Source organism: Natronomonas sp. (genome assembly GCF_046483325.1).
In the GTDB taxonomy this organism is placed as follows: domain Archaea; phylum Halobacteriota; class Halobacteria; order Halobacteriales; family Haloarculaceae; genus Natronomonas.
In genome coordinates this window covers 136,703-160,149 of the sequence record NZ_JAWODL010000016.1, presented here as the reverse complement: position 1 = coordinate 160,149, position 23,447 = coordinate 136,703, and the positions used below count along the sequence as shown (strand labels likewise).

Sequence of the window (23,447 nt, the reverse complement as noted above, 5' to 3'; positions counted from 1 at the left end):
CGATCACGCTCTGTCGACCGCGCCCTCGCCTCGCGCCCCACCGTTCGAGAACGGCGATCGCTCGACGAGATGGCGGATCGGAAGGACGAGGTAATAGATCGGGTGGAAGACCCCCGGGAGCGGTAGCAGCCGGTACTCCGAGAGCCCCGGATGGGCCCGCGAGTGATACAGCACGGTCCGAAGCGAGCCACCGATCGAATCGGTCGCACGCGCCGTGTATGCGACCCGATCGCGCCGCTCGGGACGGGTCGTCGTCTCGGTGTACAGTTCCTCGATGGCCGCCGCCGCGAGGCGTTCCGCTCGCGGATCGGCCTCGAGCCGCGTGCGAACGGCGTCGGGAACGGACACGTCGAACAGTCGATCGATCAACGAGACTCCGATGAGGAGCCGTCTTCCGTCGCCGTGTTGTCGCGCTTCGTCGAGCAGGTCGGGCCAGTCCATGTCGGTCGCCACCACCGCCGCCACGAAGTCACAGGCCCACTTCAGGAGGTGCCACTTGTGTTTGGTGCCGTGAAACGCTAACATTCGGAGTCGATCCTCGGGGGCGAGCACGGGGACGTCGTAGCCGGCCACCGCGACCGTCTCCCGGCGCTCCCAGAGCGTCTCGACGTCCGGTGCGAACGGCTGATCGGCGTCGCCGATGCGCCACCGAACCTCGACGGTCGTTCCGTCACGTTGCAGTTCGTATTCGGCCACCAGCGGCTTCGTGAACGGTCCCCCAAGTATCGGCGAGTCGTCGAGCCTCGGCACGTCCTCCCACTCGTATCCGCGGGTTTCGAGTACATCGACGGCCTCGGTAACGTCCTCGCGGGGGACGAGAACGTCGAGGTCACCGTACGCTCGCATTCCGACGTCGCCGTAGGCGAACGCTTCGAGCGCTGGCCCCTTGAACGGAAGCGCGCGAACGCCACGCTCCTCGAACGCTTCGAGGAGTTCGCGAAGCTCCGAGGCGAACCGGATGTTCTGCATCGCGGTCGATCTGGTTCGGTCGGTCAACCCCGACCGAACGTGCTCCGGCACGTCTAGGGCTGTGCCGGACGCTTCGTGCTTTTGCACGCCTCGATTCAAAAGCGGCGTGACGCCGTGTCTCCGGCTCAGTTCGAGGACTCGGTCCCAGTCGGGATCTCGGGCGAGCACCGCGTCGAGGCGATCGTCCGCTGCCACCGCTCCGTCCGGTCGGACACACCGAACGAGGAGTTCGAACTCGGGGGGCGTGTCGGTCACCATGTGTCTTCGAGGTCCTCGATCACCCGCTCGACGAGGCGAGGTAACTCCTCGAGATCGCGCGGCCGTCGGAGATGTTTGACGTCGATCGCCGCCGCGAGTTCGGCGCACTGGCCGAAGTTCGAGACCGCGGTCGCGTCGTCCGAAAGCAGCCCGGCCGTGTAGGTGTTTTCGATCAGTTTCATCATCCTCATTTCGGGTCTGAAATCCGCGATCTCGAAGCGCTCGGCGTCTTCGAGCACGTAGCTGCGCTCCAACCGAACCGGTTCGGACGGCTGCTCGTACGGAAGCGGGTAGAAGTGTCGCTCCCGCGCGTCGCTGATCTCCCGAGGCTCGCCGACGGGGACGTCAAAACGGTCGACGACCGCCGGATCGAGCTTGATCGCGGGATAGCCGCTTCGAACCGCGGGCCCGTCGTCGCCGAACGCGATCGTGGCCACGTCGTCGCTCAGCACTCGATACCCCTCCAGCAGGAACGCCATCGCGGTCGTCGTCTTCCCCTGCCCGGATTCGCCGAGGAAGGCGACCGCGGAGCCGTCGACGTCGACGACGCTCGCGTGCAACACGAAGTGGCCGCGCTGGTGAAGCAGATGGTTGAACGCCGGCCCGAGGACGACGTGTCTGAGGATCTCGTTCGGCACGTCACCCTTCGGAGCGACGACGATCTCGCGCCCGTCCCGAACCGCCACGTCGACGACCTCGTACGTCAGGTAGTACTCGTCCGGCCCGGCGTACTCCACCGTCCCGTCGTCGCACTCCGTGAGTTCGGGACGGTCGATCTCCCCGACGGTGATCGCCACGTCCGCCCGCTCGCCCGCCGATCCGTCCTGCCGTGGAAGCTCCGGGAGGTCGAGATCCGAACGAACCGTCAGCCCGAACGCCGAGTACGATCGAGCCGAGGTCGCTCTCACGGGGCATACCTCCTGTCTCCCCACCCCTCGATTAGTCCCCCATCGACGCCCCTCCACTCGCGTTCGCTGGCGTCCGCCAACATGCTCTACGTCTCTCGCTCGGGTGAGTATATCTATGCGCTCTCTAACCGGCTTATTAAACCGCAACGGGTGCTGCTTTCTCAGCTTCAAAAATGATGGCCGCGTAGGATGTGGAGCGCGGACTGACTCATCCGGAGCAGTCCGGGTGTCCATCGGAAATCGCCTTACGTCCGATCACACGCCCTCGAGATCTCCGCCGTCGTGGTCGTCACCGTAGCCGCCATCATGCATCGATTCGGAGAGCTTCTCGACGCTCCCGTACGTTTCGACCGCCGGTGTCTGGTAGTCTTCCATGGGTTTCACACCCACGTGGCACTCCAGGGAGGAGTGATATTGTTATACTCAGCCTTTCGTGATTGTATTTTCCGGTAGACAGTCCCTTCTTGGCTATTTTCATCCCCGGAAACGCTTCGCTCGCGTGATCGAGAGCCCGGTACTTCCGGTTCGCCGCTCCTGTTCGACGTTTTACGGGTCTCTCACGGGTCGACCTCGACGAGCTCCTCCTCGGCCATCGTTCGCACGAACTCGAGGACGTCCCGCTCACAGGTTTCGTCCGTCACGTCGTACTCGTCCGTAAGCGTCTCCACGACGCGTTGTACCGTCGTCGGCTCCCGGAGCAGTTCCCACACTCGGGGACCGACGCCGGTGAGCCCCTGGTACATCCCCGTCTCGGTGTTGAGAAGCATCAACTCGCCGTCGACGGTGGTCGTGGTCGGGTGTTCGCTCGCCCTAACGGTCGTGGTCGTGTCGACTGCGGACATGCGTTTTCGTCAGCATGGATGGGACATAGTTATTCATCGATTACGATAGGTTTTATCCGAAGACTGTCCTCTATGTGTGTTAGTCACGCCCTATAACAACTTCATAACTATCCCGTGGTGCTCGCAGGTACGGGTACATGACGGAGCCGGACATCTCGACGACGGAAAAACTGCGTTCGCTGAAGCAGGTCGCTCATCACCGTCCAGTGTTCATGAGCTTCGTACTCGCGTTGAGTCTGGTCGGCACCTTACTCGAAGGGATCGGTCTCACGTTTCTATTTCCCATCATCGAAGCCGCACAGGCCGGCGGCGAGGCGGCGCAGAACGCCGAAGGCGTCACGGGGCTGTTCCTCCAGGCGTATCTGACGCTCGGCCTCCCGTTCACGCTCGAATTTCTCATTCTGGGGCTCGCGTTCGTCATGGTCGTTCGCTACTCCGTGACGTTTCTCGCGAAGTGGCTGGCGTCGGTGCTCACCATCGAGTACGAGCGGCATCTCCGAACCCACGCCTACGAACTCGCATTGGGTGCGTCGGTCCCGTACTACGACGACGAGGGATCCGACGATATCCTGAACGCGATCATCACGCAAACGCAGTACGCCAGCAGAGCCATTCAGCAGATCCTCTCGCTCGTCCAGCAGACGTTGTTGTGTCTGATGTACGCGACGATCGCACTCTTTATCGCCCCCGTCCTCACGGTGGTGTCGACGGCCGTATTCGGTGGCCTGACGTATCTCGTTCGGCACGTGATCGAACCGGGATACACTGTTGGCGACCGAGTCGCGACCGCGAACGAACAGGTACAAGAGAACGTCCAGGCCGGGACGCAGGGGATCCGCGACATCAAACTGTTCGGGATGGCCGACCGACTCCTCGGGGAGTTCCACGAGATCGTCGATCGGTACACGAACTCCCGGATCGCGCTGTACCGAAACCAGATCGCGATCAGTAGCTTCTACGAACTCAGCGTGGCGATCGTCCTGTTTGGGTTGATCTACGTCGCGATCACGTATCTCGCGCTCTCGATCTCGGCGCTCGGCGTGTTCTTGTTCGCCATGTTCCGTCTCGGCCCACGGATCAGCAGTCTGAATTCGACGATCTACGCCATCGAGGGGAATCTGCCACACCTCGTTCGAACCCACCGGTTCGTCGAACGGCTTGCCGAAAATCAAGAGCCGGATGGCGGGACGAGTCCCGTTCCGGATCGAATCGACGAGATCGAGTTCGACGACGTGTCGTTCGCCTACGGTGACGAGGAGGAGACGGTGCTTCACGACATCTCCCTCCAAATCGGTCGCGGGGAGTTCGTCGGAATCGTCGGCCAGTCCGGTGCGGGGAAATCCACGATCGTTTCACTGTTGGCCCGGATCTACGACCCTACCGGCGGTGACATCCGAGCCAACGGCACCTCGATCGACCAGTTCGATCTTCGCGAGTGGCGCGACGAGGTCGCGATGGTGCGCCAAGATCCACACATCTTCAACGACACGCTCCGGTACAATCTCACGACCGGCCGGGACGTCCCCGACCGCGAGCTCCGACGCGTTTCGGAGGTCGCACAGATCACGCACTTTCTCGACCAACTACCGAACGGTTACGGGACCGTACTCGGCGACAACGGCGTGAAACTCTCCGGGGGACAACGACAGCGCGTCGCACTCGCGCGCGCGCTGCTGAGCGACGCCGAACTGCTGCTCCTCGACGAGGCGACGAGCGATCTCGATTCGGATCTCGAACGGCGCATCCACGAGACGATAGAGCGTCTCGGAGACGACCGGACGGTGGTCGCCATCGCCCACCGACTTTCGACGGTTCGCGCCGCTGACCGGATCTACACGGTCGAGAACGGCCGTATCACCGAAGCGGGCAGTCACCGCGAACTGATCCGCAACGACGGACAGTACGCCCACCTCCACGCGATACAGGATGGGAGTATCGAGCACGCATGAGACTCACCGGGAGTATCGTAGCCAGCTGGGAGGTCCCAACGTCCTCCTCCGGTCACGTATCCTGGTTCGGTGCCGGGAGCTACGCACTCGACGATGATCGATTTTTATATCACCGCGGCCGGTAGCTATACAACGGCTGGAATCGCGCGTGTTCTCCCTCCTCGAGTTCGCCGATCACGATCTCCCCGCGGCGTTCCACCCATGCGTGTGCTTCGAACTCGTCGTCTTTGGCGACGCCGAAATGGATCTCGGTCTGATGGCCGTTCGCGGCGAACAGCCGCTCGCCGACGACTGCACGCATGAGACACGAAAAGTAGATCGGGACGTAGGCGCCCATAACCGCGACTGCCCACGGAATCGTGTCCGGATCGCGTACGGTCGTGTAGGGCGGAAGGACGCGAACGAGTCGATCGAGCGCCCGGTGGGTCCGATCCAACCCGACGAGCGTGAGCAACGCCCGACTCGTGAGGAGTAACACCGTCGTCGTTCCGAGTAAGAGCAGCTCACTCCGGGATAACGCGACGAGTTTACGCGCTGTGGTGAACATCACTCCCCCGTTGCTCGATACCGACCGGCGTTGGGAGGGACAGTGTTCCGTGGCTCCACATGGTGCGACATCACAACCAGTCCTCCATTAGTTATACTCCGATTTACCGGGGCGGGTACGGACCCTATCGCGCCCTTCGGTCGCTCGCGAGTGAACGATCGTTCAACGATCCGGATCCGTCGTCTCCGTCGAACTGATCGACGCTTTCGGCGTCGGCCGTGGAACGTCGACCGATTCCGGCGGATCGGTCCAAACCTCGTGGCTGGCGGCGTTAGACTGGTGGATTACCGGGGACTTCATTCGGCGGTCCGCCACCATTGCCGTAGCCGCCATCCACCGTCTCGGAGAGCTCTTCGACGCTCCCGTACGTTTCGACCGTCGGTGCTGTGTAGTCTTTCATGAGCGTTTTACCCACGTGGTACTCCATCCGGTACCGTTATCGGTATACTCTCGTTCCCAACACTGTTTACTTCGATAAACTCTCGTTAATACGACAGTTTCAGCCGTGCGGACACCTCGATATACGCTTTTCACGCATCGCCGCGATGGTCACGTGACTATGCACCGAAGAGCATTCATCAGTACGGCGATCGGGATAGGTGGGGTCGGTGCATTCGGCACGACCTCGGCGGCGAAGGGGAACGGTCACGCGGCCGGCAACGCAGGTGGGAAGGCGAACGGCAACGCGAACGGTCCGGGCGGTAGCCCCACGCTGATCAACGCCGAGCAGACCGCCGATGGCGCGATCGTCGCGACCGACGACGGGTTCGTCATCTCCGGCCACGAGATCGAGGTGGACGGACGGGACTTCTACGGCGGTGGCGATGGGACGTACGTCGTGTACAACGACGGGTACTCCGGCGAAATCTCGAACAACGAAATATCCGTCAGTAACGTCCCCGCCGGTCCGACGTTCGGAATCCGCGTAGGGGACGCTGACGTCGACGTTCGCTCGAACGAGGTCGACGGCGACGATGCGCTCGGTCGGCGGTTCCTCTCGGTCGGGTTCGGCGACGGCGCGACCGGCAAGATCGAATCCAACACGCTGAACGGCGGTCATCGGGTCGGCATCCTGGCTGAAGGTACCGACACGGACGTTTCGATCAGGAACAACGACGTGATCGGGCTGGGGCCCAAATCCGATGGGTGGGCCGAAAACGGCATCCAGGTCAGCGGTGGCGCGACCGCCCACGTGCGGGAGAACACGGTCGCGGATCACTGGTGGGACCGCGACAATTTCCAGTCCTCGGGGATCATCCTCTATCAACCGGGCGACGGCGTGCACGTTCAGCGGAACACCGTCCGGGACAACGACGCCGGCCTCGCCCTGTGGGGTGGCGACAACCACAATGCGATTCACAACATGATCGAGGTCACCGGAGCCGATCCGGGAGAGAACGGCGTCGCTCACTACGGACTGTTGGCCCTCGAGACGACGAACAGCGGCGCTCGACAGAACACGATCAGCGCGGAGGACGGAGACATCGGCATCCTCGTCTACCCGTCGGCTTCGAACACGAAGCTGATCGGAAACGACGTCTCCGGGTTCGACGACCCGATCGCCGACCAAGGCGACGAGACGAAACTCCCGAAGCCTTTCGATCCCGACGCCTGATCGGATCGTTGCGACTGTCGTCCCTTCGCCCGCCACCCACCGATCACCGACCCACACCTTTGAGTGCCCGTCCGTCCTTCGTGATCACATGTCACTTGTGCGCACACCGGACGAGCGGTTCGAGCACCTCCCCGAGTACGACTTCCCCTACGACCGCGTGACGGTTACTGACGACGGCGCCGAGATGGCCTACGTCGACGTGCTCGGCGACGGTGCCGAGACGTTCCTCTGTCTGCACGGTGAACCGACCTGGGGCTTTCTCTACCGGAAGATGATCCCTCGTCTGCGCGATCGCGGTCGGGTCGTCGTCCCCGACTTCCTCGGTTTCGGTCGATCGGACAAATACACCGAGGGCGACGAGTACGGCTTCGAGATGCACTACGAGACGCTCCGGCGGTTCGTTGAGACGCTAGCTCTCGACGGCGTAACGTTGGTCTGTCAGGACTGGGGGGGTCTCCTCGGCCTCCCGTTCGCGGTGTCCGATCAGCCCGGACGCTTCGATCGAATCGTCGCGATGAACGCGCTGTTGACCGACGGCAAAACCGACCTTCCCGACGTGTGGCACCGATTCAAAGACGTGGTCGTCTCGGCCGACGACCTCGACGTCGCGCGGGTGGTCGACGGCGGATGTGTCTCGGAACTCTCCGACGGGGCGATCGCCGGCTACAACGCACCGTTTCCCGACGAGGCGTCGAAAGCCGGCGCGTACGTGTGGCCACCGATGGTCCCGCAAACTCCCGATATGCCGGGAGCGGATCGTCACGCACGGTTGCGCGGGGATCTCGCCGCGTGGGAGAAGCCGTTTTTCGCGCTGTTTTCGGATAGTGATCCGATCACGAATCGATTCCGAGACCTGTTCCGCGAACTCGTGCCGACGGCCATGGACGCCCCCGATGTGTGGGTAGAAGACGCCGGTCACTTCCTACAGGAGGACGCCGGTGAGGTCTGTGCCGATCGAATCGTCGAGTTCGTCGACCGGCGCTGAGCGCTCGCCGTCGACGGATACCGGCGTTCCGAGTGGGCAAGATGCTTCGTGGCTGGCTGTGGTCCCCTATGGTGGGTTCGCTCTCGTCGCTTCGCAGCATCGCGTCGGCGTGCAAGCCAACCAATCGTGCTGATCGTGACGGGAAAAATAGCGATGGGGGAACCGAATAGCCACAAGAACACTCCGACGCTCGAAGAGACGACCGACTGGATCGATGCGGACGGCGACCCGCTCGAACACGAGCGACAGTCGAAGCTCTTCATCGGTGACGAGTTCTCGTCGGTCGGCGACGGTGACGGGAACTCGGGCTATTCGATGCGCGAGAACATGCGGCTATCGGTGTTCAAGATGCGTAAGTACGACGGCCTCTTGATCTACCTCGCCCACGACGAGAGTTCGATCCACCCACCGCTGTGGCGGGTTGTCGTGATCACGAAGAAGACGTGGAAAAAGCAGGCGATCGTCGCGGACAAGAGCGAGTCCGGCGAACTCCGCCATAAACGGTTTCGAATCGACGGAACTCCGTGGACCGACCGGCGCTACAACAGCAAAGACCCCTCCGTATGGTCGTGGGTCGGTGACCGATGGCCGGTGGAGCTCACGGTCTAGCCTCGATACCACTCGAAGCTGCAGGCAGCTGATGGGTGGCACGGCTATGCGGTGTATCGAAATCGGGAGACGAGAGCGCAGGTGTTGAAACCGATAGCAGTTCCGGCGTCGAGGATCCGGACGGTTCGGTGGCACGGTAGCGGCGATCACCTCGACACCCAGCGGGCGGAACTCGGAATTAAGCAGCTCCTCAGTGGGCGTTGATAAAACTACATAATTCAAACTACAGACAGCGCCGCAGGCGGACGTTCAGACGGAATACCGGGGACTCACGAAAATCACCTCTCGGCTTCGTTGAAACCCGTAGTGCCTGACGGACGTTGCGCGTTCAGTACGGAGAATGAACTCAGTACAGCAACTGTTTCGGTAGTTTGATGCCCCTGACAGAGTTCTCCAATTCTATGGCGTGGCGTGTGAATTGGAAAGCGAGTGTCGCGCTTCTTGGCACCGGTCTGAAATACCTCGCAGCCACGATGCTCATCCCGCTTTTCATCGCAGTCATTTATACGGAAGATATCTGGGTATTCGCTCTCTCGATTGTGATCGTTACTACAATCGGATTTGCTCTTGAACAGATCGACGCCGATCCCGATCTCGGCCCGCGAGAGGCGCTGTTATTCGTGTCACTGGCATGGATAATGGCGGCCGTCGTTGGGACGATCCCGTATCTTCTAGCCGGATACGGCACTGCTTCAACGCTTGCCCACCCTGTCAACGCGCTATTTGAATCGATGAGCGGCTTCACGACGACCGGCGCGACTGTCATGGGCGAAATCAGCACGGATCGACACTCCCACGCCTTGCTGATGTGGCGGCAGCTCACCCAGTGGCTCGGTGGAATGGGTATCATAGTCTTGATGATCGCTATTCTGCCGGAAGTCGCGGTTAACGGAGCACAACTAATGGCCTCGGAAGCACCGGGGCCAGAGCTCCAGAAGCTCACTCCGAAAATAGCCGAGACCGCACGCGTTCTCTGGTTAATTTATTTCGGGTTCACGCTCGTCCTCATCTGTTTGCTCTACGGGCTCCACCTGCTCGGATTTGCGCCGGATATGGATCTGTTCAACGCCGTCGCACACGGATTTACCACGCTTCCGACCGGTGGCTTCTCACCGCAGGCCGATAGTATCGCCGCGTTTTCAGCGATCGTTCAGTGGGTCGTGATCCCGTTCATGCTTATCGCTGGCGTCAACTTCGCGCTGTTTTGGCACGTCCTGAAAGGCGAAGCGGAGATCATGCTCGAAAACACGGAGTTTCGTTTTTACGCCGGAGCAATCGCCGTATTGACCGCTGTCCTGTCCGTCCTTTTGGTTCGGGGTGCGGCCCCACCGATGGAGTTGGGCGGGGTGACCGATGGAGTCACGGAGAACACGCTCCGACAGGCCGCGTTCCAGATCGGATCACTGATGAACTCCACTGGGTACGCGACAGCTGATTTCGCCCAGTGGGATACCCACGCTCAGCTATTTCTCTTGTTTGCGATGTTCATCGGTGGATCCGCCGGATCGACCGGTGGGGGTGTCAAAGTCGTTCGATGGCTGATCGTACTGAAAACGATCCGGCGTGAACTCTTCACTACGGCGCACCCGGATGTCGTTGAACCGGTCCGGCTTGGCGGTAACGTGGTCGATGAGGACGCTATCCGGGGGATTATGGTCTTCACATTGTTGTACATCCTTCTGTTCGGCTTTGCAGCGGTATTTATCGCCCTCGATACGGCCCGGATCGGGATTCAACTCTCCGTATTAGAGGCGATTAGCGCGTCCCTCGCAACGATCGGGAATATCGGCCCGGGGTTCGGTCGGCTGGGTCCGTTCGGGAGCTATCTGTTTTTTTCGGATGCCTCGAAGCTACTGATGATCTTTTTGATGTGGGTCGGGCGGCTGGAAATCGTCCCGGTACTGGCGATCTTTATTTCGGCAATCGATAATAAAAACTGAATTCGAGATGCTCTACAGGATTACAGCGGTAGCGAGGCGAAAGCCCACCCGCTCACTGGGCTGTTCACGCTAACGAAGCCAATTCACTTGCAAGTTCCATTTCAACGAGAATAATCACGTGATCTCCCGGATGTAAGACCGTATCCCCTCGTGGGCTTATCAACGACCGTCCCCGTGTAATGGCTCCGATAACGAATCTTCCATCGATCTCCTTGGCGAGGTCTTCGATTGGCTTTCCAACGAGATGAGAGCTCTCGCTCAACTCAAGCTCCAAGACCTCTGCTTGATCGTTTTCGAGGACTGCGATATTCTCCGCGACGCTTTCATACGTGAACCGGATTATCTCTTCAGCGGTTACGGTTCGTGGGTTGATTGCAACGTCGATACCGATCTCTTGGAACAGCGTGATATAGTCCGGACTGTCCACGACAGCGACGACACGGTCAACGCCGAGGCGCTTCGCAAGGACGGATGTGAGAAGGTTCCGTTCGTCCGATTCGAGGGCCGCGATGACGATATCGGCCTCGTCAACGTGTTCTCGTGTGAGAAACTCCGTGTCGGTTCCATCGTGTTCCAGTACCGTCGTCTTCGGAAGCTTCTCTGCGAGCCATCGTGCACGTTTCGTATCCTGCTCGATGAGCCGAGATCCAAGTTCACGCTCTTCGAGAATTCTGGCCGTATGATACCCGATCTCGCTCCCACCGAGGATTACGATATCATCCGTACGGTCCGGAGTAACCTGCGGTGCAAGATCGGTTGCGAACAGCTGGATGCTCTCTGGGCTCCCGATGACGACCGCCCGATCGCCGGCTACGATGTCTGTATCCCCCCGGGGTAAGATCATTTCTTTGTTACGGAAAAGGCCGACAAACGTGAGCGATTCGAACCGATCGGCTTCGGCAACCGTTTGTCCGACGATCGGGCTCTCTTCGGGGAGTTCAAATTCGGCCATTTGAACGAGCCCGCCAGCGAATGGGTCAACATCGATCGCTGCGGGTAATCCGATGATTCGGACGATGTTCTCTGCGGTCAGAAGGTCCGTACCGACCATAAAATCAACGCCGAAGGCCGTCTGCTCACGCTCCCAGGTCCGAAGATACTCCGTGTTCTTCACCCGTGCGATGGTGAAGGCCTCCCCCAGTGTCTTCGATGTTCCGCACGCGACGAGATTCGTCTGGTCGTCATCGGTACAGGCGATGACTATGTCGGAATCCGGAACGTTCGCGGTTTCCTGTATCTCGGATGCCGTCCCATCGCCGGCCACGGTGAGCACATCGTGTTCGTATTTGAGTTCCTCTGTCCGATCGGGGTCCACATCGATTACCACAATGTCGTGCGCCGCTGCGAGACTGGCGGCGATACTCGTCCCCACCTCTCCCGCCCCGATGATGACCACCTGCATAGACACGCTAAACGTCTATCGCTGAAATCGGTTACTATGCCTCGGGCTACTTATCGTTGATACAAATTGAGTCGGTCGAAGATGGCACCGAGAATTACCGCGACGGGTATAATTTCGAGCCGGCCGACCCACATATTGAGAACTAACATCGCTTTGGTGATCGCGGGCATCTCCGGGCCGGTAATACCGGAATCGAGCCCGACATTACTCTGTGCGCTCATCACGTCGAAAATGATGTATTCGAGCGGATATGCAGGTGAAAGAGCGTAGAGAAACACAGCGATTCCGAGACAGAGAAATACCAGCCAAAGAATGAAGACAACCGTGGCTTCCGTATATTCGCGCTGAACCTGTTCTTCACTCAGCCTTCGGTCTCCGATCTGAAGGTATCGAACGGCACTATCGGGTAGAAAGACGTTCTTGATTTGCCAGCCAGTTCCTTTAATCAGCGTTATCACTCGAACGATTTTGATACCGCTCACCGTGGACCCGGCAGCGGCTCCGGTAAGCATCCCGAGACACAACAAGAGCGTCGCGCCCGCACTCCAGACTTGTCCCGTCCCTGTCCCAACCGTTGCTGTTCCGAAGCCGGCGTTCGAAGTAGCGGAAACGAACTGGAACAGTGCGATTCGAAACGTCTCTTCGAGCGTTTCGTACTGCCCGTTTCCATACAGAATAGCAGTCAGTACGAGCGAACCGATAGCGAACCAAATGAACACCCACCGTGTCTGCAGATCCGAATAGAAATTGTGTAATTCACCTTTGAAAATCAGGTAGTGAACGGGAAACGCGATACTCCCGGCGAGCATGACCGGAACGACCGCGTACTCGATCAGCGGGCTGTTGTAGTGGCCGATCGAATCGGCGTGGACGGAAAATCCACCCGTTGCGATACCGGTCATGCCGTGATTGATCGCGTCCCACAGCGGCATGCCGACTGCCAAGAACAGCACGACCGCACCGAGCGTGAGCCCGAGGTAGATCTTCCAGATCTCTTGGACGGTCGAGATGATACTCGGATGAATCTTTTCCGAACGAGCTTCGCTCTCATAGAGGGTGAACGATCCGCTCCCGGGGCGAGCGAGGATGGCGACCGTGAGGACGATCACGCCGACCCCGCCGATCCACTCGGTGAACGAACGCCACCAGTGAAGCGACCGCGGAAGATCTTCCTCGACGGCGGCCATCGTCAGACCGGTTCCGGTAAACCCGCTCATGCTCTCGAACACCGACTCTAACGGCTGTAAAAAGATCGCCGTCGTCTCGTTCATTTGGGGTGTGTTCGCCCACGCTGGGTACGGATCGAGTGCGATCGTCCACGCGATCAACAGAAACGGCAGCCCACCGAGTAGCCCGGTCACTCCCCACGCGCTGGCGGCGGTGACCATCGCATCTAGTTTCTCGGGTTGATCGGCATCACGATTGGCCCGTGAAAGAAGTGTGCCGATACCGGCCACTACGAGTGCTGAGATGCCGAACGCCGGCACTGTGTAGTACTCTTGATTGACGGTTGCGATGCCCATCGAAACGACCAACATGAGCGAGATGGCTTGGAGAATGCGACCGACGTCTCGCCCTACCGTTCGCGTATTTACTCTCATTTCTCGTTCTCTGCCGTGTCTATGGTTGGGATTATTCGAGATGTGCGTCAGAGCACTGGTGCTCTTCGTCAGCGGGATCGATGATACGGTAGTTCACTCGTCTTCGTGATGTCCGAACAGATCCGTGAGTTCCGGGTCTGCACCGAAAGCCGAGTAGACGGTTACTAAGTCGTCCGGTTTGATTTTGGTTCCTCCCCTCGGCGTAATCGGTGGGTCTTGCCCCTCCCGTTCGACAGCGATTATGAGGACGTCATCCGGTATGATGCCGCTCTGAACCGCTTGCTCGATCGTCTTGTCAGCGATCGGTGCGTCCTCGGTGATCGTGATTTCGAACACTTCGGCTTCCTCACCGATCCGTAGGTAGTCAACGATCGCTGGACGGGCGACTGACCGGTACAGATACTCCGCGATGAGCTGTTGTGGGTTTTCCATCGTATTGACGCCGATCTGTCTGTACAGTGCCATGTGCTCGGGGTTATGAACCACGGAAACGACCGACGGGATTTCGAGTTCCTTGGCGAGTAGACAGACCATGATATTCGTCGCGTCCTGGTCGGTCGTCGAAATGATCGCATCCGCCTGTGAAGCCCCGGCATCCTCAAGGATCTCTTTCGTCGTCGCATCTGCATTGAGTACCAAACAATCGTACTCACTAGCTGCTTGGTCGGCTTTGGCATCGTCTTTTTCTATCACAACGACTTCATTGCCCGATTCGATGGCAATGTCGATAAGGGGTGTTCCGATATCCCCCGCCCCGACGATGAGTAGATACATTTACTCGCCGTTTCACTCCCATCGATTAAAAATCGCCCCGTCTCTCGTTCCGGGTGGGTAGTGACCGAACGTTGATATGGGTCACTAACGGAGTGTCTCTCATGGATAACGCCGATTCTTCCGAGCGAACGCGAGCGTTGAAAACGGATGATACGCGATGAACTCAAGGATCGGGACGATGTCGAGGACTACGAATTCGTTCGGACAACGGACCCCGGTATTCACCTGGTTATCGAACAGGAAGATGAAACGAGACGCTACCACGTCACGCTTGAACGCCATCCCGACGGTGAAAAAAGAACGCACTGGAGTTACTTAGGCCCGGACAAAAATGATTGAGTGTCCTTGAAGTTCAATCCGATCACGGGGTCGTTGAACAAACCGAACATAGGCGTTCTTCGAAGTGTTGTACTAAACAAGTATCAAAGACGATTATACGTCGCCGATAGATACAAGCGTACACGGGTAGGACGACCAACTACTTGGAAGATGGCGATGACAATACTTGAGAACGTGTTTCCGCCCTGGTCTGAGGGACGCCCGGCAGTTACGTGTCCATCCTGCGACACATCGATTAACGTCGCTGCTGAAACGTGTCCGGATTGTGAATCCGATGTTGCCATCGAATGCCGTGTCTGCGGGAAGACGATCGAGACAGAGACGATAACGTGTCCTGTCTGTGGGAGTGCCGAATACGAGACCTTCCTCCTAGAGTAGCCCACCAGTTTGACCGGGCTTCTTTCGAAGTTCCAGTCTCCAACCGTAATCACTACTAGAACTACGTACATATCTCACAGAATTTCGCTTATTTTTAACGGAATCGTTAATATGGTTGGTTTGGGGAGATCGATTCCATACACTTTTTAAAATTGCAAAGGTACCACCCTGTATGACAAATAGTGTTGAGTCCAACAACCGGGATTTGCTCGCTCACGTTCTCTTACCGGTTGCACACGAAGAAGATGCTCGCAAGACGGCGATGGCACTTGAACCGTACCAGCCCGATCACGTAACTACACTCCACGTTGTGGAAAAAGGTGAAGGTGTCCCCGATAAGACACCGGTCGAACAATCCGAAGAGGTAGCACAGAAGGCGTACATCGCTGTCCGCAGGGTATTCCCCGATGCCGACGATCACACCGCGTATGCACGAGATGTCGTCGGCGCGATCTTTGCGGCTGCCGAGGAAGTCGATGCCAGTGCCATCGCCTACCGCCCCCGCGGCGACAACCGCATCACACAGTTCCTCTCCGGTGATCTTTCACGGAAGCTCGTCACGAAGGCGGATCGACCGGTGATCGCGCTCCCGCGTGACGACTCCAACGAATGAGCGACGAGGAACTCGCCAAAGACCTCGGGTTGGTCTCGGCTATGACGATCGGCATCGGGACGATGATCGGGGCCGGCATCTTCGTGTTGCCCGGCGTCGCCGCAAATGCGGCAGGACCGATCGTCGTCGTTTCGTTCATCGTCGGCGGCGTGATCGCGATGGTCAACGCGCTGTCGATCTCGGAACTCGGCACCGCGATGCCGAAAGCTGGTGGTGGCTACTACTACATCAACAAGTCGCTCGGCCCGATGTTCGGCTCGATCGCCGGGATGGGCGACTGGATGGGGTTGGCGTTCGCCTCGGCGTTCTACTGTATCGGCTTCGGTCAGTATCTCGCCGTCTTCGTCGGCCTCCCCACGATCGCGTTTCTCAACCCGGTCCAGTTGGGGGCGCTGCTGGCGGGGCTCGTTTTCGTCGCCGTCAACTACATCGGAGCCAAGGAAACCGGCGGTGTGCAGACGGTCATCGTCTTCCTATTACTCTCGATTCTTACTGTCTTCGCCATTGCAGGCTTTCTGTCGTTCGATTATGCGACGCTCGCCGGGGAAGATGGGCTCGCACCGTTCGGTGTTGGAGCGATCTTACCAGGAACCGCGCTCGTGTTCGTTTCCTTCCTCGGATACGCGAAGATCGCTACCGTGGCGGAGGAACTGAAGAACCCAGGGCGAAACCTTCCGATAGCGATCATCGGGAGCGTCGCCATCGTCACCGTTATTTACACGATTCTAGTCACAACGATGCTCGGCGTCATTCCATGGCCCGAACTCAGTCAGGACGCGCCGGTCGCACAGGCCGCCGAGGTCGCGTTCCCCTCGTCGATCGGGCCAATCGGTGGCATCGCTGCGGCGGCTGCCGCGATCATGACTGTCGGCGCGTTGTTGGCGACGGCATCATCTGCGAACGCCTCGATCCTCGCCTCGGCGCGCATCAACTTCGCTATGGGCCGTGACAAAATCGTCACGAACTGGCTCAATGAAATCCATCCCAACTACGCGACGCCCTACCGATCGATCCTCGTCACGGGTGGGCTTATCATCGTCTTCATCGCCGTCTTGGGGCAGGAGATAGAGGTGCTTGCGAAAGCTGCCAGCGTGTTACACCTCATCGTGTACGCACTGATGAACGCAGCACTAATCGTCTTCCGTGAGGCAGACACCCCGGAGTATGATCCGGATTTTACCGTTCCGCTCTACCCCATCACACCGATACTCGGCGCAGTATTGTCCCTCGGTCTCGTCGCGTTTATGGATGGTATCGAGATCGCGCTGTCGGCGGCGTTCGTGATCGCCGCTGTGGTGTGGTACTTCGTGTACGCTCGTGATAAAACAGAACAGCAGGGAGTGCTTTCGGATTACATTCAGCGTCGTGACGAAGAGCTCCCCGACCAAGTTGTCGAGGCGGCCGACGCCGTCGCACCGACCGGGGATGAAGGCCCGACGATTATGGTCGCCGTCGCGAATCCACGAACCGAGAGTGCGCTCATAACGCTGGCAGGCGCGATTGCCCAACACAAGGGCGGTCGCGTCCTTGCAACACACATCGTCAACGTGCCCGATCAGACGTCGCTCGCGACTGCTGCCGAGCACAAAGCGGAGCTTGACGCCTCGTCTGAAAAGCTACTTTCAGACGCGAAAGCGGACGCTGAGGCGTTCGAAGTCCCAATCGAGACGAAAACGATTCTTTCGCACAGAGGCGTTGCAGAAGTGTTCGATGCGGCCCGGTCGAACGACGCGGACACCGTTGTGATGGGATACGGCGGTACACAGTTTGCGGGTGGGCGTGCTGAAGGCACCTTGGATGAGCTCACACACGACCTGCCGTGTGACTTCCTCGTGTTGGACGGTCAATCGCTCGAGCTCTCGGATGTACTTGTTCCGACCGCCGGGGGCCCGTCCTCGGATCTCTCTGCGGAGGTCGCCCGTGCATTACAGGACACCGTTGGTGTTGATATTTCACTACTTCACGTTGTGGCTTCTGGCGACGAAGACGCAGGGCGTTCGTTCTTAAGCGAGTGGGCTGAGGGCCATCAGCTGGGAAATGCGGAGTTACGGATCGAGTCGGGCGATGTAGAGACCGTGATCGGGGAACTCGGCTCCGAATACAGTTTGGTAATTATCGGGGCGACGGAGCGAGGATTGCTGTCACGGATTATTCGCGGCTCGCTCGCGTTCGATACGATCGAGCGGCTTGAGACGCCGGTGTTGTTAGCTGAACGTCCCTCGCCCCGATCGCTACGAGAGCGGGTGTTTGGCCGGCGCTGAGAATATACAAGCAAATATCCGAGCCCAGTATTCAGCAGAACCACGTAGATCACGTGCGTGCGTAGTCGAGGGCAAATTCGATCTCGATCACAGTGCAAACTGAACGACGGGCGCGATCGGTTATCGGCTTTATCGATCGATACGGGACGGCTGATTAACCGGGGGTGCCGTAATCCGACGGAAAATGAAGTCCGCCCTCCCCGATTTGAAACGAGCGAGACGGTCCGGGGTGTTTCGAGCGGCGGTGTCTCAGTCGTCGCTTTTCGGCGGTGACTCGGACTCGATGACGGCGGCGAGATCCCGGAGGGGTTGGCTATCGAGTTCGTCGGCGAGCAGAACGATCAGGTCGTCGAGCGTTACGATGCCGCGCAGTTCGCCGTTCTCGACCACGGGAACCCGTCGCACACCCACCTCGCGCATTCGTGCCGTCAACTCGGCCACACTCACGTCGGGGCCAACGGAGAACACGTCGGTCGAAAGGATCTCGTTTATCGTCGTGTGTTCGAGCGAGTCGATGAAGTTCCGCCCGTAGACGACCAGGTCGCGGTCCGTAACTACCCCCAGTATCTCGTCGTGTGCGTCCAATACGACCACGCTACCCACGTGTTCGTCTTGAAGTACCTCTGCAACGTCGGAAATCGTATCGTCCAGGTAGACGGTGACGATGTCCTCTTGGATGATATTTGTAATGTCCATAGTACCTTTTTGGTGCGATACGCTACTAAAACGTCCGGGTGGTTCCCACTCGGCTCGCGAGCCGGTGGCTTCCGTGCTCCGCTCGTGCCGCTCAGGAGGCACAGATCGAAGGGCAATTCATCACGGTTCGACCGGAAAGGCAGTCCGCCCTCCCCGATTTGAACGCCGGAAGACGTGCTCGCTCCGCTGCGCGCGACTTCCGAGCCCTCGTTCGCTCCGCTCACGGGGACGGGGGACAAATCGATCTACAGTCGACTGCGATTCGACTGGAAAAGGAGTCCGCCCTCCCCGATTTGAACGGGGGACAAGTCGATCTACAGTCGACTGCTCTACCAGTCTGAGCTAAGGGCGGTCGTACTCGAAAGGAGACGACTGCGTGACTTAACGGTTTTGACCTCGATCCGTGTCCCGTCGTCTGACGGGTGGCTGTCGGACGGCGCGCGAAGATTGAAATACCGTCACACACAACTGTCGGACACGTAATGAGCAAGATCACCTTCCGGGCCGACGACGAACTCATCCGGCAACTCGAGGAGTTCGACGCCTCGAAGAGCGAGGTGATGCGCGAGGCGCTCCGGAAGTACCTCGACGGGAGCAGCGATTCTCACGTAAACGCGTCTGAAAGCGGCGTAAACGGGGGTTCATCTCAGAAGGCGTTCGAGGGATCGCTCGACGAGATCATCGCCGATCGGGTCGACGAGATCATCGCCGATCGGTTGACGAGCGCGTACACGCCGCAAGCACCGCAAGATGTGAACGTAAACATCTCGCTTGATGGCGATTCTACCGACGTGTCTCACGGATCGGACGGTGATCGTAAGACGCCGACGGTCGAGTCCGAAAACGCGTCTGACGACGCAGGAAACGTGTGTAAACAATGTGGGGAGAACCTGCCGCAATCTGCCGTTTACTGCTCGAACTGTGGGGAGAAAGCGAGCCATCGTGTCTTCTGCGAGTGCGGTGACGAGCTCCGTTCGGACTGGGGATTCTGCCCCGGTTGCGGTCGTCGGACCCCTGCAGCGGACGTTCTTCAGGATTCGTAAACGCTCGTTTTTGGGTTCTCAGGGCTGTAAACACTATTTCTCTGGAGTTGTCTTACGCTGAGGGAAACATTTAAGTCCATCCCATTTGTGCGTACGTTTGCGTAAGACGGTGCGTCTTACACACGGTGGGGATCTGGCATATGCCCGGTTTCAAACGTCCTGCCGGTGTAAACGTGATTCGGTCGCGTGTGCAACATCGTCTTACTCACGAAACAGAGGGGAACAATATGGAGCGTGTGACACTACGAATCCCGAAGCAGCAGATTGAACAGGTCGAACGCATGGTCGATACGGGGGAATTCCCGAACCGGAGCGAGGCGATTCGCTCCGCCGTGCGCGAGATGATAAACGAGCAGGAGACGGAGCCTCGCGAAAAGAACCGTCCGTGGGCGAAGGTGTAGACGATGCAAGATATCGTCAACTCCGCGCTGGAGAACGCCGAAGCCGAACAGCGGGATATGGATGCTAACTTGGCAGACGACGACGAGTTCGGCGACCCCCGAATCGTCATCGTCGGTGCCGGTGGGGCCGGAAACAACACCGTCAACCGCCTGTACAACATCGGCGTCGACGGCGCGGATACGATCGCGATCAACACCGACAAACAGCACCTGAAAATGATCGAGGCGGACACGAAGATCCTCGTCGGGAAATCCCTGACCAACGGACTCGGGGCCGGCGGTGACCCCTCGATGGGCGAACGCGCCACAGAGATGGCCCAGGGGACGATCAAAGAGGTCCTCGGTGAGGCCGACCTAGTCTTCGTCACCGCGGGCATGGGCGGCGGCACCGGAACCGGAGCCGCCCCCGTCGTTTCGAAGATCGCCAAAGAGCAGGGTGCGATCGTCGTCGGAATGGTTTCGACGCCGTTCAACGTCGAGCGCGCCCGCACGGTGAAAGCCGAGGAGGGGCTCGAAAAGCTCCGCAACGAGGCCGATTCGATCATTGTCCTCGACAACAACCGGCTGCTCGATTACGTCCCGAACCTCCCGATCGGCAAGGCCTTCTCCGTGATGGATCAGATCATCGCCGAGACGGTCAAGGGAATCAGCGAGACGATCACCCAGCCGTCGCTCATCAACCTCGACTACGCCGACATGACCTCGATCATGAACCAAGGCGGCGTCGCGGTGATGCTCGTCGGCGAGACCCAAGACAAGAACAAGACGAAGGAGGTCGTCAACGACGCGATGAACCACCCGCTCCTCGATGTCGACTATCGGGGCGCCTCTGGCGGATTAGTCCACATCACGGGCGGACCGGATCTCACTCTAAAAGAGGCTGAAGGCATCGCTCAAAACATCACCGAGCGACTCGAGGCCTCCGCGAACGTCATCTGGGGCGCTCGAATCCAAGACGAGTACAAGGGCAAGGTCCGCGTCATGGCGATCATGACCGGCGTCCAGTCCGCACAGATCCTCGGTCCGACGACTCAAAAGCAGGCCGACGCCTCGCGACAGGCGATCGAGGGTATCGACGACGACGAGTTCGGTTCCTCAAGTAACTCGGGCGGCCAGTTCAACGTTGGCGAGACCGACGGCGGTCGCTCGGAACTCGAACAGAATAACGGTATTGACGTAGTTAGATAAGTCGATATAGATATACATTCTATCGTATCTCTTTAACCGACTTTTACTTTTTATAGTATCGAAATTTAATCTGATATGTCGTGTGTAAACGGCGCGTATGACGTTCGGCTGACGCCGCCCTACTACGGGCTGTCGTCGCCTCGTCTCAGTCGTCGCTCGGTAGCTCGCCCCCCACCGCGTCGACGAGTTCGCACTTCCGACAGATCTCGTTGTTCGTCGGCGCGCCACAGCGATCGCACTCGCCGCGGGGTGCGTTCTCGTCGCCGCGATACGCCTCCGCTGCGAGTCGCGCGAGTTCCTCGTAGCCGGACATGATCGAGTGGCGCGTTCCGGGGTGACCGTCCTCGAGGTCGTAGAGGTGTTCCTGTATCTCACCCCGATACGCTTCGCTGGCGTGAGGACACTCGGCCATGTGGACCGGGAGCTCGAGGAGGTGAGCGTAGAGGGCGACCTCCTTTTCAGGAACGTCTCGGAGCGGCTTCGCGCGCGGGACGAACGGATCGTCGTCGACCTCTCGGTCTTCGAAGCTCCCGAGCGAGGCGTCGAAGTGTTTCGCGACCTGTCGGACGTCGCCCGACAGCAGGTTCATCATCGCGGTCTGAGCCTCGTCGTCGAGGTTGTGGCCCGTCAGGAGCTTGTCCGCGCCGCACCGCTCGGCGTAGCGCGAGAGCGCGTCGCGACGGAAGACGCCGCAGTACGCACACGGGGCCATCCCGAGCGGATCGTCCTCTGCGACTGCATCCATCTCGACGTCGTACTCGTCGGCGTAGCTGACGACCTCGTGTTCGATGTCGAGGTCGTCGGTGAGTTCGAGACACGCGTCGAGGGAGGCGTCCCGGTAGCCCTCGATCCCCTCATGAATCGTAAGCGCGACGAGTTCGATCCGCGGATCGGACGCGAACGTCTCGTCGAGGAGGTGGGTGAGCACGACGCTGTCTTTCCCGCCCGAGAGACCGATGAGCCACGTTTCGGGGTTCTCCGCGGTCGCGCCGTCCGAGATGAGCGCGTCGTCGCGGATCCGCCGTCGAACGCGCGACTCGACGGAGCGACGAAAGTGGCTCTCACAGAGGTGAATCCCGGAGTAGGCGGCGTGCATGACCGCGTCCTCGCCGCATTTATCGCACTGCATTGTGAGTTCCTTGCCGGTTCGGTCGGATACGGGTTTCGGCTCGGAGGGACAACCGTTTGTTCCGTCGGCCCGTTCGATGTGGCGATGAGCTACAGCCGAGCCGAAGCCGTCGAGCGCCTCCGATCCGTCGTCGAGACGGTCGGGTCCGAGCCGACACCGGTTCCCGTCCGCGAGGTGTGGGCTTTCGGCGACGTCGTCCTCGGGATGGATCCGATCGATCGCCTCGGCGTCTACGTGACGAAGGATCTCCTGTTCAAGGACGCATCCGAGCGAGAGCCGGAGTTCGAATCGAGACTCGGTGTTTCGGGCGTCGGTAAGACGGTTTCCGCGGAGTGGGCCGACGCGTTTCCTGAGTGCGTCCGGGCGAACGCCTCGGGATACGCCGCGCCCGAACGCTGTCTGGCGGCGCACCTGTTCGACGACGGCGAGCCGGTTCACTTGGAGGTCTGCAACACCGGCTTCGAACACAACGTCACTCAGCGGCTCAAGGGGGCCCAAGCGAGGGACGATTATACGCAACTGCTCGACCCACGTGCGGCGTGTCTGTGGATCGACACGGAGGACGGTGGTCGAACGAGTACCGAGGCGTTTCGGAAGCTCGAGGCGGGCGAGTTCGTCTTCCCGACGCTGTCGGCCAGCCTGTCTATGCTCGGTCTGGACGACGATGAGGCCGAACGCGCGGCCGAGACGCTCCGGGCGTTTCGCGCCGACCGCGACGGCGTCAGCGTCCGTGGCGACGTGGTGTAGCGCCGTCGCTACCGGATGGGTGTCCGGAAAACGTCGTGTGGGATCACCGGAGGTCGGGGACGACCGGTGCCGCTACTTCCTCGGGGTCGTAGCGCTTCCGCGGGCCCCCGTCGGCGCGAATGTCGGTCGTCGTCTCCGCTCGAGGCATCACCGGAACCATCGGCGCGATTTCGTCTCGCGTCATCTACGTTGCTCAAAAACCTTCATGGTCTTAAATGTTAATGATTGTTAGTAGTGTTTGTGCCAAACACCG

Annotated in this window: 23 protein-coding genes and 1 tRNA gene; 12 read left to right on the top strand and 12 right to left on the bottom strand. The window is 59.6% G+C overall.

The window, feature by feature from the left end; genetic code table 11:
* Positions 1–3: 3 nt before the first annotated feature.
* The 3 genes from R6U53_RS06275 to R6U53_RS06265 form a co-directional block, all read right to left on the bottom strand.
* Complete coding sequence (locus tag R6U53_RS06275; RefSeq protein WP_410321504.1) at positions 4–1,227, bottom strand: nucleotidyltransferase family protein; 1,224 nt, start codon at positions 1,225–1,227, stop codon at positions 4–6.
* Entirely contained in the window at positions 1,221–2,135 is a 915-nt protein-coding gene (locus tag R6U53_RS06270; protein ID WP_410321503.1) for a hypothetical protein, read from the bottom strand. The genes R6U53_RS06275 and R6U53_RS06270 overlap by 7 nt, the downstream gene beginning before the upstream one ends.
* Positions 2,136–2,692: 557 nt before the next feature.
* Positions 2,693–2,977 (bottom strand): PqqD family peptide modification chaperone, encoded by a 285-nt coding sequence (locus tag R6U53_RS06265; RefSeq protein WP_410321502.1) that lies wholly within the window; start codon positions 2,975–2,977, stop codon positions 2,693–2,695.
* Positions 2,978–3,114: 137 nt separating this feature from the next.
* On the opposite strand from R6U53_RS06265, the gene R6U53_RS06260 reads away from it, so the two are divergent.
* Positions 3,115–4,926: an ABC transporter ATP-binding protein gene (locus R6U53_RS06260; RefSeq protein WP_410321501.1), complete on the top strand. Its 1,812-nt coding sequence runs from the start codon at positions 3,115–3,117 to the stop codon at positions 4,924–4,926.
* Positions 4,927–5,035: 109 nt separating this feature from the next.
* Here the strand turns inward: R6U53_RS06260 and R6U53_RS06255 are convergent, their stop codons facing one another.
* Entirely contained in the window at positions 5,036–5,473 is a 438-nt protein-coding gene (locus R6U53_RS06255) for a lasso peptide biosynthesis B2 protein (protein WP_410321500.1), read from the bottom strand.
* Positions 5,474–5,744: 271 nt separating this feature from the next.
* The gene (locus tag R6U53_RS06250; protein ID WP_410321499.1) at positions 5,745–5,873 is read right to left on the bottom strand and encodes a hypothetical protein; all 129 of its coding nucleotides are present in this window, start codon (positions 5,871–5,873) and stop codon (positions 5,745–5,747) included.
* 159 nt (positions 5,874–6,032) lie between these two features.
* On the opposite strand from R6U53_RS06250, the gene R6U53_RS06245 reads away from it, so the two are divergent.
* The 4 genes from R6U53_RS06245 (at position 6,033) to R6U53_RS06230 (ending at position 10,622) form a co-directional block, all read left to right on the top strand.
* Positions 6,033–7,088, top strand: coding sequence for a right-handed parallel beta-helix repeat-containing protein (locus R6U53_RS06245; protein WP_410321498.1), 1,056 nt, complete (start codon positions 6,033–6,035; stop codon positions 7,086–7,088).
* Between the two features lie 88 nt (positions 7,089–7,176).
* Positions 7,177–8,073, top strand: coding sequence for a haloalkane dehalogenase (locus R6U53_RS06240; protein WP_410321497.1), 897 nt, complete (start codon positions 7,177–7,179; stop codon positions 8,071–8,073).
* Between the two features lie 153 nt (positions 8,074–8,226).
* Entirely contained in the window at positions 8,227–8,682 is a 456-nt protein-coding gene (locus tag R6U53_RS06235) for a hypothetical protein (RefSeq protein ID WP_410321496.1), read from the top strand.
* 401 nt (positions 8,683–9,083) lie between these two features.
* Positions 9,084–10,622, top strand: a complete 1,539-nt coding sequence (locus R6U53_RS06230; protein WP_410321495.1) for a TrkH family potassium uptake protein — start codon at positions 9,084–9,086, stop codon at positions 10,620–10,622.
* Positions 10,623–10,686: 64 nt separating this feature from the next.
* Here R6U53_RS06230 and trkA read toward each other — a convergent pair whose 3' ends face one another.
* The 3 genes from trkA to R6U53_RS06215 form a co-directional block, all read right to left on the bottom strand.
* Positions 10,687–12,024 (bottom strand): Trk system potassium transporter TrkA, encoded by a 1,338-nt coding sequence (gene trkA / locus R6U53_RS06225; protein WP_410321494.1) that lies wholly within the window; start codon positions 12,022–12,024, stop codon positions 10,687–10,689.
* Between the two features lie 50 nt (positions 12,025–12,074).
* Positions 12,075–13,625 carry a TrkH family potassium uptake protein gene (locus R6U53_RS06220; RefSeq protein ID WP_410321493.1) on the bottom strand — a complete coding sequence of 517 codons (1,551 nt, stop codon included), beginning with the start codon at positions 13,623–13,625 and terminating at the stop codon, positions 12,075–12,077.
* Positions 13,626–13,718: 93 nt separating this feature from the next.
* Positions 13,719–14,399 carry a potassium channel family protein gene (locus R6U53_RS06215; protein WP_410321492.1) on the bottom strand — a complete coding sequence of 227 codons (681 nt, stop codon included), beginning with the start codon at positions 14,397–14,399 and terminating at the stop codon, positions 13,719–13,721.
* 489 nt (positions 14,400–14,888) lie between these two features.
* On the opposite strand from R6U53_RS06215, the gene R6U53_RS06210 reads away from it, so the two are divergent.
* The 3 genes from R6U53_RS06210 (at position 14,889) to R6U53_RS06200 (ending at position 17,990) form a co-directional block, all read left to right on the top strand.
* Positions 14,889–15,116, top strand: coding sequence for a double zinc ribbon domain-containing protein (locus R6U53_RS06210; protein ID WP_410321491.1), 228 nt, complete (start codon positions 14,889–14,891; stop codon positions 15,114–15,116).
* Between the two features lie 172 nt (positions 15,117–15,288).
* The gene (locus R6U53_RS06205; RefSeq protein WP_410321490.1) at positions 15,289–15,729 is read left to right on the top strand and encodes a universal stress protein; all 441 of its coding nucleotides are present in this window, start codon (positions 15,289–15,291) and stop codon (positions 15,727–15,729) included.
* The gene (locus tag R6U53_RS06200; RefSeq protein ID WP_410321489.1) at positions 15,726–17,990 is read left to right on the top strand and encodes an amino acid permease; all 2,265 of its coding nucleotides are present in this window, start codon (positions 15,726–15,728) and stop codon (positions 17,988–17,990) included. The genes R6U53_RS06205 and R6U53_RS06200 overlap by 4 nt, the downstream gene beginning before the upstream one ends.
* A gap of 249 nt (positions 17,991–18,239) precedes the next feature.
* Here R6U53_RS06200 and R6U53_RS06195 read toward each other — a convergent pair whose 3' ends face one another.
* Both R6U53_RS06195 and R6U53_RS06190 read right to left on the bottom strand, forming a co-directional pair.
* Positions 18,240–18,686 carry a cyclic nucleotide-binding/CBS domain-containing protein gene (locus R6U53_RS06195; RefSeq protein ID WP_410321488.1) on the bottom strand — a complete coding sequence of 149 codons (447 nt, stop codon included), beginning with the start codon at positions 18,684–18,686 and terminating at the stop codon, positions 18,240–18,242.
* Positions 18,687–18,964: 278 nt separating this feature from the next.
* A tRNA-Tyr gene (locus R6U53_RS06190) sits at positions 18,965–19,038 on the bottom strand.
* Positions 19,039–19,168: 130 nt separating this feature from the next.
* On the opposite strand from R6U53_RS06190, the gene R6U53_RS06185 reads away from it, so the two are divergent.
* The 3 genes from R6U53_RS06185 to ftsZ all read left to right on the top strand — a co-directional run bounded on the left by R6U53_RS06185 (position 19,169) and on the right by ftsZ (position 21,318).
* Positions 19,169–19,729: a double zinc ribbon domain-containing protein gene (locus tag R6U53_RS06185; RefSeq protein ID WP_410321487.1), complete on the top strand. Its 561-nt coding sequence runs from the start codon at positions 19,169–19,171 to the stop codon at positions 19,727–19,729.
* A gap of 227 nt (positions 19,730–19,956) precedes the next feature.
* A complete protein-coding gene (locus R6U53_RS06180) occupies positions 19,957–20,130 on the top strand; it encodes a ribbon-helix-helix domain-containing protein (protein ID WP_410321486.1) in 174 nt (57 codons plus the stop codon).
* 3 nt (positions 20,131–20,133) lie between these two features.
* A complete protein-coding gene (gene ftsZ, locus R6U53_RS06175; RefSeq protein ID WP_410321485.1) occupies positions 20,134–21,318 on the top strand; it encodes a cell division protein FtsZ in 1,185 nt (394 codons plus the stop codon).
* A 145-nt stretch (positions 21,319–21,463) separates the two neighbouring features.
* Here the strand turns inward: ftsZ and ncsA are convergent, their stop codons facing one another.
* Positions 21,464–22,447 (bottom strand): tRNA 2-thiolation protein NcsA, encoded by a 984-nt coding sequence (gene ncsA, locus R6U53_RS06170; RefSeq protein WP_410321484.1) that lies wholly within the window; start codon positions 22,445–22,447, stop codon positions 21,464–21,466.
* Between the two features lie 84 nt (positions 22,448–22,531).
* Here ncsA and R6U53_RS06165 point away from each other — a divergent pair, with 84 nt between their 5' ends.
* A complete protein-coding gene (locus tag R6U53_RS06165; protein ID WP_410321483.1) occupies positions 22,532–23,194 on the top strand; it encodes a hypothetical protein in 663 nt (220 codons plus the stop codon).
* 43 nt (positions 23,195–23,237) lie between these two features.
* Here R6U53_RS06165 and R6U53_RS06160 read toward each other — a convergent pair whose 3' ends face one another.
* Positions 23,238–23,378: a hypothetical protein gene (locus tag R6U53_RS06160; RefSeq protein WP_410321482.1), complete on the bottom strand. Its 141-nt coding sequence runs from the start codon at positions 23,376–23,378 to the stop codon at positions 23,238–23,240.
* Between the last annotated feature and the right edge of the window lie 69 nt (positions 23,379–23,447).